The 13,313-nt window shown below is 71.1% G+C and carries 14 protein-coding genes and 1 pseudogene; 10 read left to right on the top strand and 5 right to left on the bottom strand.

From position 1 onward, the window contains the following. Window positions 1–670 precede the first annotated feature (670 nt). The 4 genes from ACWGDX_RS14295 (at window position 671) to ACWGDX_RS14280 (ending at window position 4,494) form a co-directional block, all read left to right on the top strand. The gene (locus ACWGDX_RS14295; protein ID WP_453625423.1) at window positions 671–2,068 is read left to right on the top strand and encodes an MFS transporter; all 1,398 of its coding nucleotides are present in this window, start codon (window positions 671–673) and stop codon (window positions 2,066–2,068) included. 174 nt (window positions 2,069–2,242) lie between these two features. Then, window positions 2,243–2,722, top strand: coding sequence for a DUF2771 domain-containing protein (locus tag ACWGDX_RS14290; protein ID WP_453625421.1), 480 nt, complete (start codon window positions 2,243–2,245; stop codon window positions 2,720–2,722). Window positions 2,723–2,767: 45 nt separating this feature from the next. Then, the gene (locus ACWGDX_RS14285; RefSeq protein WP_453625419.1) at window positions 2,768–3,649 is read left to right on the top strand and encodes a phosphorylase family protein; all 882 of its coding nucleotides are present in this window, start codon (window positions 2,768–2,770) and stop codon (window positions 3,647–3,649) included. Next, entirely contained in the window at window positions 3,646–4,494 is an 849-nt protein-coding gene (locus tag ACWGDX_RS14280; protein WP_365901916.1) for a 1,4-dihydroxy-6-naphthoate synthase, read from the top strand. Before ACWGDX_RS14285 ends, ACWGDX_RS14280 begins: the two co-directional genes overlap by 4 nt. Window positions 4,495–4,563: 69 nt before the next feature. Here the strand turns inward: ACWGDX_RS14280 and ACWGDX_RS14275 are convergent, their stop codons facing one another. Next, window positions 4,564–4,947 carry a cold-shock protein gene (locus tag ACWGDX_RS14275; protein WP_046507938.1) on the bottom strand — a complete coding sequence of 128 codons (384 nt, stop codon included), beginning with the start codon at window positions 4,945–4,947 and terminating at the stop codon, window positions 4,564–4,566. Between the two features lie 176 nt (window positions 4,948–5,123). On the opposite strand from ACWGDX_RS14275, the gene ACWGDX_RS14270 reads away from it, so the two are divergent. Then, window positions 5,124–5,405 (top strand): hypothetical protein, encoded by a 282-nt coding sequence (locus tag ACWGDX_RS14270; RefSeq protein WP_453625417.1) that lies wholly within the window; start codon window positions 5,124–5,126, stop codon window positions 5,403–5,405. A gap of 38 nt (window positions 5,406–5,443) precedes the next feature. Here ACWGDX_RS14270 and ACWGDX_RS14265 read toward each other — a convergent pair whose 3' ends face one another. Continuing rightward, complete coding sequence (locus ACWGDX_RS14265) at window positions 5,444–6,112, bottom strand: HAD family hydrolase (protein WP_453625415.1); 669 nt, start codon at window positions 6,110–6,112, stop codon at window positions 5,444–5,446. Window positions 6,113–6,332: 220 nt separating this feature from the next. Here ACWGDX_RS14265 and ACWGDX_RS14260 point away from each other — a divergent pair, with 220 nt between their 5' ends. The 5 genes from ACWGDX_RS14260 (at window position 6,333) to ACWGDX_RS14240 (ending at window position 11,680) form a co-directional block, all read left to right on the top strand. Beyond that, window positions 6,333–7,367: a FecCD family ABC transporter permease gene (locus ACWGDX_RS14260; RefSeq protein ID WP_453625414.1), complete on the top strand. Its 1,035-nt coding sequence runs from the start codon at window positions 6,333–6,335 to the stop codon at window positions 7,365–7,367. 85 nt (window positions 7,368–7,452) lie between these two features. Beyond that, complete coding sequence (locus ACWGDX_RS14255) at window positions 7,453–8,613, top strand: FecCD family ABC transporter permease (RefSeq protein WP_453625463.1); 1,161 nt, start codon at window positions 7,453–7,455, stop codon at window positions 8,611–8,613. Continuing rightward, the gene (locus ACWGDX_RS14250; protein WP_453625412.1) at window positions 8,610–9,413 is read left to right on the top strand and encodes an ABC transporter ATP-binding protein; all 804 of its coding nucleotides are present in this window, start codon (window positions 8,610–8,612) and stop codon (window positions 9,411–9,413) included. The genes ACWGDX_RS14255 and ACWGDX_RS14250 overlap by 4 nt, the downstream gene beginning before the upstream one ends. Window positions 9,414–10,739: 1,326 nt before the next feature. Next, a complete protein-coding gene (locus ACWGDX_RS14245) occupies window positions 10,740–11,234 on the top strand; it encodes a MarR family winged helix-turn-helix transcriptional regulator (RefSeq protein ID WP_453625410.1) in 495 nt (164 codons plus the stop codon). Beyond that, on the top strand, window positions 11,231–11,680 hold the full coding sequence (locus tag ACWGDX_RS14240; protein WP_453625408.1) for a MarR family transcriptional regulator: 450 nt from the start codon (window positions 11,231–11,233) through the stop codon (window positions 11,678–11,680). The genes ACWGDX_RS14245 and ACWGDX_RS14240 overlap by 4 nt, the downstream gene beginning before the upstream one ends. A 30-nt stretch (window positions 11,681–11,710) precedes the next feature. Here ACWGDX_RS14240 and ACWGDX_RS14235 read toward each other — a convergent pair. The 3 genes and pseudogenes from ACWGDX_RS14235 to ACWGDX_RS14225 form a co-directional block, all read right to left on the bottom strand. After that, window positions 11,711–12,092: pseudogene (locus ACWGDX_RS14235) on the bottom strand (IS5/IS1182 family transposase); the annotation flags it as partial. Between the two features lie 49 nt (window positions 12,093–12,141). Beyond that, entirely contained in the window at window positions 12,142–12,687 is a 546-nt protein-coding gene (locus ACWGDX_RS14230) for a hypothetical protein (protein ID WP_453625406.1), read from the bottom strand. A gap of 140 nt (window positions 12,688–12,827) precedes the next feature. Continuing rightward, window positions 12,828–13,268 (bottom strand): ATP-binding protein, encoded by a 441-nt coding sequence (locus tag ACWGDX_RS14225; RefSeq protein ID WP_453625405.1) that lies wholly within the window; start codon window positions 13,266–13,268, stop codon window positions 12,828–12,830. Window positions 13,269–13,313: the final 45 nt, after the last annotated feature.

Below are 13,313 nucleotides of genomic sequence, written 5' to 3'. Positions count from 1 at the left end.
CTCGGGCACACCTACCGTCATCCATTCTGCGGGATGACGAACAGGCGCGCGGCCGAGAACAACCGCCGGTGGCGCGCTACGCACGCTACCCCCTCTGCCGCCCCCCGCCCACCTGCACGCCGCCTTTCCCGCACTTCGGGCAACACCGCAACAAGCCCGTGACCCTGTGAGATCCGCTCCGTGATGGGCCAGGAACCATTTCCCGGCCAACGCCGAGCCGACCCGGAACCAATCCCGAACCAACCCCGGACCGGCTCCGGACCGGCCCCGAACCGGCCTGGGACCTACCCGGAACAGCCCCGGAACAGCCATGGAACCGCCTCGCGACTGCCTCGCGACCGCCCCGGGACCGTCCCGGAGGCGTCCCGGAGGCGGCCCGCAGGCGGCCGGACCGTCGACGAGCGCCCGCCGGAAACCCGTCCCGCCGGGCACCGCGCCCCGCCCCCGGGCGGGAGGACCGGTCCCCCGGACATGCCCGAACGGACACCCGGACGTGTCCCCCCGCGACTCCCCCACGCGTCCCCCTCCAGCCCCCGGGACCGTCCCGTACCCCATGGGCACCGCCCGCCGATGACCGAAACCCGCCCCCGGTCCGCGGCGCGGTGAATTCCTCCCCACCCGCCGACGACGCGCCCCCGCTCGTCCTTCATGGCGCCGTCACGGCCCCGTCATGCCCGGGATCGGTTCGTACCAGGGACCCTTGGGGCACTATGACGGGGTGGCAGCCGCGAGGTCGTCCGACGACGCAGCAGGCCCGCTCCGCAGGACCGGGCGGGCCATCGGCCGTGCCATGCGCCTGCCGGTCACCGGCACCGCCCGGGTCATCCGCAAGGCCACGCACGCGCACGGCGCGGGAGAGTCCGGGCTCGGCAAGCTGATCGAGCTGCACGCCGTGAACGGCGCCGGCGATGTGATGATCACCGTGGCGCTCGCCTCGACCGTCTTCTTCTCCGTACCGACCGACGAGGCCCGGGGCCGCGTCGCGCTCTATCTCGCCATCACCATGGCGCCCTTCACCCTGCTCGCCCCGGTCATCGGCCCTCTCCTCGACCATCTTCCGCACGGCCGCCGCGCCGCCATGGCCTGCGCCATGTTCACCAGGGCCGCGCTCGCGATCCTCATGTCGGCCGCCGTCATAACGGGCAGTCTGGAGCTGTATCCGGCGGCGCTCGGGGTGCTGGTCGCGTCGAAGGCGTACGGGGTGATCCGCAGCGCCGTCGTGCCGCGGCTGCTGCCACCGCGCTTCTCGCTGGTACGGGCCAACTCCCGCGTCACGCTCGCCGGGCTGCTCGCCACCGGAGTCGCCGCCCCGATCGGTGCGGGCCTGCATCAGATCGGCCCCAAGTGGCCGCTCTACGGCGCCTGTCTGGTCTTCCTCGGCGGAACGTTCCTGGCGTTCTCCCTGCCGCACAAGGTCGACTCGGCGAAGGGCGAGCGAAAGGCCCGGCTGGTCAAACGCGGGGAGAAGCGGCCCAGTCTCCGCACGGTCGGCCCCTCGGTGCTGCACGGCCTCCAGGCGAACGCCTCCCACCGCGCGCTCTCCGGCTTCCTGATCTTCTTCCTCGCCTTTCTGCTGCGCGAGCATCCGATCCAGGGCCAGACGGCGGCGGTCTCCCTCGGCATCGTGGGCGTCGCGGCCGGTGCGGGCAACGCCCTGGGTACGGCGGTGGGCGCGTGGCTCAAGGCGCGGGGTCCCGAAGTGATCATCGCCACGATGCTGGGCATCGCCTTCACCACGGCGATTCTCGCGGCGCTGTTCTTCGGGGGCCCGCTGATGGCCCTGCTGTGCGCGGTCGCGGGGCTCTGCCAGGCGCTGTCGAAACTGTCCCTGGACGCGGTGATCCAGCGGGACGTCCCCGAGGAGGTACGGACCTCGGCCTTCGCGCGCTCCGAGACGGTGCTCCAGATGTCCTGGGTGGTGGGCGGCGCGATCGGGATCGCGCTGCCGCTCAACGGGGTGCTGGGCATGTCCGTCGCCGCCACGATCATCGGGGTCGGGGCGCTCTTCGCGGCGCGGGGACTGCTGAGCGTGGCCAGACACGGCACCCCGCATCCCCGCGTGGCCTGAGACCGGGCCCGCGCGCCCGCGCCCCGTCCTCGCTCCCGCCGGGCGCTCCCGCGCGCCCCCGTCCGTACGCCGCCCCCGCCGCGCCGCGTTCCCGGGCCCGCACGCCGTGTGAGCAGGTGCGGCTCGCCGTACCCCCTCGCGGCCCGTGCCGGTACGACCGATAGCCTTCGCCCCATGACCGTTGCGTTCTTCTCTGGTAGGGCCCGCAGGGCCGGCGTCGCCCTCGGTGCTGTGTCCGCCGGACTCCTCGTCCTCGCCGCCTGTGACAAGCCGACGCCGCTCGCGACCGTGACGGTCGGCGACAACTCGGTCAACACCGAGGCCGCCTGCTACAACGACGGCAAGGCGATCAAGCAGACCGAGATCCAGCCCTGCCTCAACCAGAAGGCGGAGAAGACCGTCGAGGTCGCCATGGACGACCAGGTCCACTTCGGGGTCGACCCGGCGATCGCCGAGCACGGCTGGACGCTCTTCATCGACGGTCAGCAGGCCGAGCAGGAGCCGTACAAGAAGACGTACCGTACGATCCCCGGCAGCGCGTTCTTCTCCAGCCAGACCGGCGAGCCCACCAACGCCACCCAGGTCAGCATCGTGGAGACCAGCGGCAAGGAACTGGTCGGAATCTGGCAGTTCGAGTTCAAGAAGTCGTCCTGACCCCAGCACGCCCCCGCACCCGCCCCGGCCCTGGAAGGCTCCGCCATGCGTGTACTTGTCGTGACGGCGGTGGCGGCGGAGGCGGACTCCGTCGCCGCGGGACTCGACCGGTTCGCCCGCAGCGGCGTCCGTGAACTGACCGGTGGCTACGAGATCGCCGGCCACGCCCAGTTCACCCCGCGCCCCGGGTCCGTGCAGATTCCGGTGGTGGACGTCCTGGCCGGCGGGGTCGGCCCGACGGCGTCCGCGGTCGCCACGGCGACGGCGCTGGCGGCCTCTCCGTACGACCCGCCCTACCACCTCGTCATCTCGGCCGGAATCGCCGGCGGCTTCCCGCACCGCGCCCCGGTCGGCTCGCTCGTCGTCGCGGACTCGATCGTCGCGGCCGACCTCGGCGCCGAGACCCCCGAGGGCTATCTGCCGGTCGAGGAGCTGGGCTTCGGCCGCAGCGTCCACCGCCCCCCGGCGGAACTGACCGCCCGTATCGCCAAGATCCTGGACGCCGCCACGGCGGGCGGAGCCGCTGCGACGGGTGGAGCCGCTGCGACGGGTGGAGCCACCACCGCAGGCGGAGCCGCTACGGCAGGTGGGGCTGCTACCGCAGGTGGAGGCGCCACGGCCGCGAGTGGGTCCGCTCAGGGAAGCGGGACGGTCCTCGCGCCGGTCCTCACCGTCTCCACCGCGACCGGCACGGCGGCCCGCGCGGCCGAGCTGACCGCGCGCCACCCGCGCGCCGCGGCCGAGGCGATGGAAGGCTTCGGTGTCGCCGAGGCCGCCGCCGTCCACTCCGTACCCTGTGTCGAGATCCGCGCCGTCTCCAACGCCGTGGGACCGCGTGACCGCGCCTCCTGGGAGATCGGCCGGGCCCTGGGCGCGCTGCGGTACGCGTTCACGCTGCTCACCCCAGTCTTCGAGGAGCCGTCATGACCACGCAGCCGCTGCGGATCGCCTACTCCCCCTGCCCGAACGACACATTCGTCTTCGAGGCCTGGGCCCATGGCCGGGTCGTCGGCGCCCCGGACATCGATGTCACCTTCGCGGACATCGACATCACCAACGGCATGGCCGAGCGCGGTGAGTTGGACGTCCTCAAGGTCTCCTACGCCGTGCTGCCCTGGGTCCTCGACGAGTACACACTGCTGCCGTGCGGCGGCGCGCTCGGCCGGGGCTGCGGTCCGCTCGTACTGACCCGGGAGCCGGGCACCGATCTGACCGGCAGGACCATCGCCGTACCGAGCGAGCGCTCCACGGCCTATCTGCTCTTCCGGCTGTGGGCGGCGGATGTCGTCCCGGGCGGGGTGGGCGAGGTCGTCGTCCTGCCGTTCAACGAGATCATGCCGGCGGTACGCGACGGCAAGGTGGACGCCGGACTCGTCATCCACGAGGCGCGCTTCACCTATCAGGATTACGGTCTGCACTGCCTCGCCGATATGGGCGAGCACTGGGAGACCACGACGGGCCTGCCGATCCCGCTGGGCGCGATCATCGCGAAGCGCTCGCTGGGCACCGAGGCGCTCCAGCTCCTGGCGGAGTCGGTGCGCAGGTCGGTCCGGATGGCCTGGGACGACCCGGAGGCCTCACGCCCGTATGTCCTGGAGCACTCCCAGGAGATGGACCCGGCGGTGGCGGACCAGCACATCGGTCTGTACGTCAACGAGTTCACCGCGAATCTGGGCGACGACGGCTACGCGGCGGTCCGCGGGCTGCTCACACGCGCGGCGGCCGAGGGGCTCGTACCGCCCCTCGGCCGTGACGCGTTGCGTTTCGTCTGATCCGGTTCTAGCTGCGTTTCGTCTGATCCGGTTCTGTTCGACTGATCCGGTTCTACCGGGCCCGGGGCGTCACACGTCCAACTGGTCGGCCACCGCCCGCAGCAGGCCCGCGATCTTCGCGCCATGGACCTTGTCGGGATAGCGGCCACGCTCCAGCATCGGCGTGATGTTCTCCAGCAGCGTCGTCAGATCCTGGACGATCGAGGCCAGTTCGTCGGGCTTGCGGCGCTGGGCCGCCGCGACCGAGGGCGTCGGGTCGAGGACCGTCACCGAAAGCGCCTGGTCGCCCCGCTGGCCCGCGACGACGCCGAACTCCACGCGCTGGCCTGGCTTGAGTGCGTCGACTCCGGCAGGGAGGACCGACGAGTGCACGAAGACGTCGCCGCCGTCGTCACGGGAGAGAAAGCCGAAGCCCTTCTCACTGTTGAACCACTTGACCTTGCCGGTAGGCACGTCTGTCCTCGTCCTCGTACTCGTTGGGGCGCTGGCGCGCACAAAAACGGCTCTGGATAGCACTACAGCGGGTCGACCGACCCGCCAACCCCAAGGCTAATGGTCCAGGGGCTGGTGACAAGACGTCGCCGGATGGTTCCTGTCCGCTGCTGTCCGGTGGGAACTACCCTGGTGAGGTGACTGCTACTCCTGCACCCCGCACCACGGACGAGGCACCCCGCACCACGGATGAGGCCGGGCCGGGCGACGGCCTGGTCCGTATCGGCGCGATCGTCTTCATCGTCGGCGCGATCGCGACGCTGATCACCGTGGCACCGCTGTTCCTCGGGACGGACCCGTTCCCGTCCGTCGCGTATGCCGTCTGCATGCTGATGGGGGTGGGATTCCTGATCGCGGGCGCGGGTGTGCTGCGGTCGATCGCGGCGCAGCGCCGTCAGGCCAGGTCGGCGGAACGTTAGAGCAGGCCGGAGGGCCGTCGGGACACTTCGGCGGACCGTCAGGCCAGGTCGGCGGCCTCCACCGGCGCATAGCTCTCCGCATAGCTCGCCAGCCAGGCCGGGAAGGCGGTCAGATCCGGCAGGATCACATCCGCTCCCGCCGCCCGCAGCTCCTCCTCGTCGCACGGCCCGGTCGGTACGGCGACGGAGAGCGCCCCGGCCGTACGGGCCCCGCGTACATCGCCGATGTGGTCACCCACGTACACCGTCGCGCCGTGTTCGCGCAGGGCCACCGCCTTGGCCTCCGCCCACAGCCATCCGACGACCTCGTCCGGCTCGATACCGAGGTGGTTCAGATGCAGTTCGGCGTTCGGCTGGTGCTTGGCGGTGACGACGATCGCCCGGCCGCCGAGTGCCTGTACGGCGGCGATGGCCTCACGGGCACCGGGCATCGCGGGCGTCGGGGCGATCGCGAATGTGGGATAGATCTCCCTGTAACGGTCGCCCATCTCCTCGATCCGGTCCTCGGGGAACCAGTGCGCCAGCTCCTCTTCGAGCGGCGGCCCGAGCCGGGTGATCGCGAGATCGGCGTCGATCGGCACTCCGGTCTCGGCGGAAAGTGCCAGGTAGGCGGCGTGAATACCGGGGCGGGAGTCGATGAGGGTCATATCGAGGTCGAAGCCGACCGTGGGTGCGTGCCGAGCCGTGGAGGAAGCCATGACAGCCATTGTGCCCAGGCGGGCGGTGCGCGGACCGGGCCCTGGGGATGGCTTGATTCGGGTGCTTAGACTTAGCCAAGCCTAACCAGACCGACCCCGCGTCCCCGTTCCCTGCGTACCTGTTCCGTCCGTACCCGTCCCCTGCGTGCCCGTCCGGTCCGTACCCCGTCCCGTCCGTGCCTGTTCCCTGCGTGCCCGTTCCGTCCGTACCCCGTTCCGATTGGTCCCGATGTCAGCCGCCGCCCCGCCGGTCCACAGCGCCCGACGCGCCCTGGTCGCCCGCCGTATCGGCTGGACGGCGGGCGCCGTCGTGGCCGTGCTGCTCGCGGTCCTGCTGAGCCTCGCGGTCGGCGCGCGCGCCGTCGCTCCCTCCGCCGTCGTCGACGCGCTGCTGCACGGAGGGCGCGGCGACGACGCCGAGGTCATCCGGCAACTGCGCGTACCGCGCACCCTGATCGGGCTGATGGTCGGGGCGGCGCTCGCGCTGGCCGGTACCGTCCTCCAGGGCATCACCCGCAATCCGATCGCCGACCCCGGCATCCTCGGGATCAGCCAGGGCGCCTCCGTAGGCGTCGTACTGGCCATCGCCTTCGCCGGGGTGCACACCCTCAGCGGCTATGTCTGGTACGCGTTCGCCGGCGCGGGTGTCGCCTCGGTGGCGGTGTACGCGATCGCCTCCAGCGGGCGCGGCGGTGCGACCCCCGTCAAACTCGCCCTGGGCGGCGCGGCGATCAACGCGCTGCTCGTCTCGGTGACGATGGGGGTACTGACCACCAGCGCGGCGACGCTGGACGAGTTCCGCTTCTGGCAGGTGGGCTCGATCGCGGGCCGGGACGCCGAAGTGGTGTCCCAGATCTGGCCGTTCCTGCTCATCGGCACCGTGCTGGTGGTCTCCGTGGCGCGCGGCCTCGACGCGCTGGCGCTCGGTGAGGACGTGGCGAAGGGGCTGGGCCAGAATGTCGCGGCCGTACGTGTGCTGGGCGGCCTCGGCGCGACGGTACTCACCGGCGTGGGCGTCGCGGCGGCGGGACCGATCGCCTTCGTCGGACTGGCCGTTCCGCATATCGCCCGTGCGATCGTCGGCACCGACCACCGCTGGGTGCTTCCGATGGCCGCGCTGATCGGGCCCGTGATGCTGCTGGTCTCGGATGTGATCGGCCGGATCGTCTTCCCGCCGAGCGAGGTGCCCGCGGGGGTGATGACGGCGCTCCTCGGGGTGCCGTTCCTGGTCGCGCTCGTACGCAGGAAGGCGGTACCGGCGTGACGGCCGTACGCAGGAAGGCGGTACCGGCGTGACGGCGCTGACGTCGAAGGACCCGGGGAAGGGCGCGAGCAGGGGTGCGGGGAAGGTGGACGCGGCCCACGCGTCCGGCGGGACCGCCGGGGTGCGGCCTGCCGGATACGCGCGGATACGGATCGGCCGCGGCACCTTCCTGCTGCACCGGCGGGCGGCGGCGGTGGCCGGCGCGCTCACCGTCACGCTGGCGGCCGTCTGCGTCGTGTATCTGAGCGTCGGCGAGAGCTTCGTGGCGCCCTCCGAGGTCCTGAAGGTGCTGAGCGGGCAGCCGTCGTCGGACGAACTCGTCGTCGGCACACTGCGCCTGCCGCGCATGATGGCGGGGCTGTTCGTCGGGCTCGCGTTCGGTGTCGCGGGCGCGCTGATCCAGACCGTCGCCCGCAATCCGCTGGCCAGCCCCGACATCATCGGTATCAGCCAGGGCGCGAGCGCGCTCACGGTCGGCGCGATGACCTTCGGTGTCACCTCGTTCAGCGTGCTGCCGTATCTCTCCGTCGTCGGCGGGATCCTGGCGGCGGCGCTGGTGTACGTGTTCGCCTGGCGCGGCGGGCTGCACGCGACCCGGTTCGTACTCATCGGGATCGGCTTCGCGATCGCGCTGCGTTCCATCACCACGCTCTTCCTGACCAAGGGCGACTATCTCGTCGCCCAGCAGGCGCAGATCTGGATGACGGGATCGCTCAACGGCCGCGGCTGGGACGAAGCCGCACCGCTGGGGTGGCTGCTGCTGGGGCTGGTGCCCGCGATGCTGTGGGCGGCGTACGCGCAGCGCACGGTGTCGCTGGACGACGACACGGCCACCGCGCTGGGGGTACGGCTCGGCCGCGTCCGGCTGGGTCTCGTACTGCTCGGTGTGGTGCTGGCGTCGGTCGCGACCGGCGCGGCGGGGCCGGTGGACTTCGTGGCGCTGCTGGCCCCGCAGATCGCCCGGCGGATGACCCGTACCGCGCAGATCCCGCTGCTGTGCTCGGCGTTGACGGGCGCGGTGATCGTCGTACTCGCGGATCTGCTGGCCCGCAGGCTGCTGTCGCCGACGGAGCTGCCGGTGGGGGTGCTGACGGCGGCGGTGGGGGCGCCGTATCTGATCTGGCTGATCGTCCGGAGCCGTGCGGTGGGCGCGGGGGCGGGTACGGGGGCGAGTGCGGGTACGGGGGCGGGTGTGCGCGCAGGTGCGGGTGTACGTGCAGGTGTACGAAAGGGAGGGACCGCATGAGCAGGCTCATGGCCCGCGAGCTGACGCTCGCCTATGAGGACCGCACGGTCGTGCACGAGCTGGAACTGGCCGTCCCCGACGGGCGGGTGACCGTGATCGTCGGCCCCAACGCCTGCGGCAAGTCGACGACACTGCGCGCGCTGGGGCGGCTGCTGAAGCCGCGCGGCGGCTCGGTGCTGCTCGACGGCGAGGAACTGGCGAAGATCCCGACGAAGCGCATCGCCCGGTCGATCGGGCTGCTGCCGCAGTCGCCGGTCGCGCCGGAGGCGATCACGGTCGCGGACCTGGTCTCGCGCGGACGCCAGCCGCACCAGCACTGGTGGCAGCAGTGGTCGGACGAGGACGAGCGCGCGGTGACGGAGGCGATGGCCCGGACGGCGGTGACCGAGCTGGCCGACCGGCTGGTGGACGAGCTCTCGGGCGGACAGCGCCAGCGGGTGTGGATCGCGATGGCCCTGGCCCAGGAGACCGATCTGCTGCTCCTCGACGAACCGACGACCTTCCTGGACATCGCGCACCAGGTGGAGGTCCTCGACCTGGTGCGCCGGCTCAACCACGAGCAGGGCCGTACGGTCGTGATCGTCCTCCACGACCTCAACCAGGCGGCCCGCTACGCCGACCATCTGGTCGCGATGAAGTCGGGCCGCGTCGTGGCGGAGGGCCACCCGGCGGAGGTGGTGACCGCGGACCTGGTCCAGGAGGTCTTCGGCCTCGCCTCGGTGGTGATCCCGGACCCGGTGACGGGCTCCCCTCTGGTCATCCCGGGAGCCCCGTTCCAACCGGAGGGGACGGGGGCGTAGCTGGTGGTTGCTCTGTCTGCTCTGTCTGCTCTGTCTGCGGGTGAGGACCGAGGGGTAGTCGGGGTGGGCCGGTAGGTCCCGTGCCACGCGGGGGCCGCCCCTCTGGCTTTGAGTTTCGCGACTCCGGGCCGGGCGTCAAGGGCGCTCCTCCGTCGCGTCGGCAAGCCGATTCCGCTGCGCTCCACCCTTGACTCCCGTCCCTCCATCGCAAGTGCGGACAGGCGGGAGGGGCGGCCCGGGGGAAGGGGTCCCCGGGGAGATCCGTTGAGGGTCCCGGTTTCCTCCCCGGCCTGCGGCCCGGTGGGTGCTCTGCGCGGCAGTGGAATGGGGCGGTGACGACACCGGCTCAGCGACAGACCGTCCACTGCTCGCTGGGGCTCAGTCCCGTGCCTGAGATCCGTGAGCACGTGGCACCCCAAGCGCAACGCGGACAAGCCTGCGCCCCCTCAAGGGCCCGAACGGGCCGGTGTGTCTGCCCTTTTCGCCGGTCGGGGACCTGTGAGGACGCTTCCCGCGTCACTAGGACGCAAGAGACGTCCGAAGGACATCGCCGGACCCATCGCCGCGCCATTCCCGGGGAAAGGGGCTCACCAAGCCCCACCCATGCCCCATATGCCCACATTTGGAAGAGTGCTGGGGAGTCCCGCGAGGCGGTCATGTGTCCCCAGTTGCGTTAGACGGGTCCCAGGGCAGGCCCTCAACTGGCCCACCCACACCCGCCACGGACACACCCACGCCACCAACCACCCACCCCAGGCACGGGACTGAACCCCGGCAAGCAGCGGACAGAAAGCCGCTGAGCCGGTGTCGTCACCGCCCCACTCCACTGTCGCGCAGCCCCGCAGGGCCCACCGGGCCGCAGGCCGGGAAAGAAACAGACACCCCCAACTCAGCCCCCCGGGGACCCCTTCCCCCGGGCCGCCCCTCCCGCCTGTCCGCACTTGCGATGGAGGGACGGGAGTCAAGGGTGGAGCGCAGCGGAATCGGCGCAGCCGACGCGACGCAGGAGCGCCCTTGACGCCCGGCCCGGAGTCGCGAAACTCAAAGCCAGAGGGGCGGCCCCCGCGTGGCACGAAACCACCCGGCCCACCCCGACTACCCCTCGGCCCTCACCCGCAGACAGAGCACACAGAGCAAACAGAGCAACCACCCGAGCAACCACAAGCCAGCACCCCGACCGCAGGACCGGGAAACGGAACGGAATCGTGCAGGGCGGCGAACGCGGACGGGAACGTCCCGCGTTTGAGCTTGATCATGCGACGGGGCCGAGGCGGTTCCGCCGGAAAATAGTAGCCATGGACATAGTAGCTATGTAATCTATTCGCCATGAGCAAGGGTTCACCGAGCCCCACGCCCGGCTTCCTGGTGTGGCGGCTCGCCAACAAGTGGCGCGTCGCGGTCGACCGCGCGGTGGCTCCGCTGGGTCTCACCCACGCGCAGTACGTAGTGGTCGCGTCGCTGCACGGCATGCAGCGCGCCGGCGAGCGGCCCAGCCAGCGCCGGCTCGCCGACCACACCGGTCTGGAGGCGCTGTACGTCTCGAAGCTGGCGCGCGTCCTGGAGTCGGCCGGTCTGATCGAGCGCACCCGCGACCCCCGCGACCCGCGCGCCGTACAGCTCGCCCTCACCGAGCAAGGACAGGCTGTCACGCGGCAGGCCATCGCGGTGGTCCAGGAACTGCTCCAGCAACTGCTGGAGCCGCTCGGCGGCCTCAACGCCCCGCGGACGCGCGCGTTCACCGACGAGCTGACGACCCTGCTCGACGTACCTCTCGCTCCATCCGTACCGAACGACCAGAGCACTCGGAGGAGAACACCATGACCACCGCCGCCACCAATCCCGCCGCCGATGCCCGCACCGTCGCCCTGGCCCACTACGCCGCCCGCGGTGTCCTGGAGCACATCCTGGCCCGGCACGGCGCCACGTTCCAGCAGCAGGTCACCCTGCGCGCGGCCATCACCACCGAGACCCCGCAGACGCCGGACGATCTCATCACCCAGGTCCAGGGCTTCCTCAAGGCCGATCCGGCCGACATCCGCGCCACCCTCGACGAACTGCTGGCCAAGCAGCTGCTCGTCATGGACGGCGCACATCTTCACCCGACGGACGCGGGGCGCGAGCTGCTCGCCGCCACCGGCGCGGAGACCGCGCCCGTCTCCGCCCGCATCTGGGGCGGGATACCCGCCGAGGACCTGACCGCCGCCGGCCGCGTCCTCGCCCTGGTCACCGAGCGCGCCAACGCGGAGCTTGCGGCGCGGACCGCCTGACCCCACGACCGGTCCCGCAACCGGCTCCGGTCACGGGCTGGTTGGGGTGAGGCCGTTGATCCGGATCATGGAAGCGCGGAGATACAGGCCGGCGAGGTGGCCCTGCGGGGCCTTGTCCCAGCGGGCGGCGATGCCGCGCCAGGCTTTCAGCTTGTTGATCAGTCGCTCGACAGCCTTCCTCGACTTGTAGAGGCCGGTGTCGTGGCTGACGGGCCAGGCCACCGCTGCCGCCCTTCTTCTTCCGGCTGGCGGCCTTGATCTGGTGTCTTCGCAGGTAGGTGCGGTTGCCGCGAGACGAGTACGCCTTGTCCCCGGCGACCGCGCCGGGCCGGGTGCGGGGACTGCCGACCGGCCGGCGGACCCGCACCTTCGCCGACACGGGGATGAACTGCGGGCTGTCGGCGGCCTGCCCCGGCCCGAACTGCTGCCCCCTGCGGATTGATCACAACCAGAGACTGGGTCTACTGGCCCCCGAGGACTTTCCCCCGCGCTTCCGCGCGCTTCAGATACGCCGCGTGCTCCGCTTCCAGGTCCACCACCGTGAACTCCTGGAACTCCATGATCAATTGAGACGCCAGCACCCACCCGATCCGCCAGTCCTCGAACGTCACCCCATCCGCGTCATACACCACCGGAAACGCCCCACCCGGCTGGTACAGCGCCCCGTGCACCCCCGCCGGCACGAACGCCCGCACCCGCAGCGCCACATACACCTCACGCAAATGCGGACACGCACCCACCGACGTCACCGCACACGGCACACACACCGGCGGATGCGTCGTGACATAACCCGGCTCCCACAACTCCGGACCATCCACGTCCTCCCCCACCAGCCACAGCGTCCCCTCACCCGTACGGTCCGACGGCCCACCACAGACCTGGCACAACAGCTTCCGCATCGCCCGCCGCTGCCGCAGGAAATGCACCTTCCCAAACTCCGGCCGCCCCTTCCCCGGACTGATCCCGATCCGCTTCCACAGCACACCCATCTCATCGCGCTCATACACCCCCTCATCCGCATACGCGATACCACCGCCCCTCACCACCACCACACCCGCAGGCCGCTGCTCCGACGACCAACACGCGATATACGGCACGACATCCGGCCGCGAAAACGCACCCACCGGAGGCCTGCCCACCGGCGCGGTCACGAGCAACCACCCTCGCCCGGCAGCCCGACCGGCAGAACCAGCTCCGCCCAGACCACCTTGCCCGGCCGCCCGGTCCGCTCGGCCACCCCCCACGCGTCCGCCAACGCATCGACCAGAAAGAGCCCCCGCCCATTCACCGCCCCCGAATCCGGCACACACGGAAGCGGACGCGCGTCCGAACCGTCGTGAACCTCGATCCGCAGAGCACCCGAACTGCGGAAGTACCGCGTCTCGATGGTCTGCTCCGGCGTCACCCTCGCGTGCACGCCCGCGTTCGTCAGAAGTTCCGACAGGATCAGGACGGCCGAGTCCTCAAGGACGGACAGCCCCCACTCCGCCAGCGCCTTCCGTAACTCCAGCCGCGCCAGCGCCACACACCTCGGGTGACCGCTCCACCGCAGCACAATGCGGCAATCCCTCTGCTGGTTTCTCGCCATGTTCGTCAAAGTAGAGAAAACGGAATGCGGCCAGCCAGACAGAAG

The sequence above is a fragment of the Streptomyces sp. NPDC055025 genome (genome assembly GCF_053608565.1).
The sequence above is the reverse complement of the archived record's forward strand: the minus strand, read 5'-3'. Positions and strand labels throughout refer to the sequence as shown.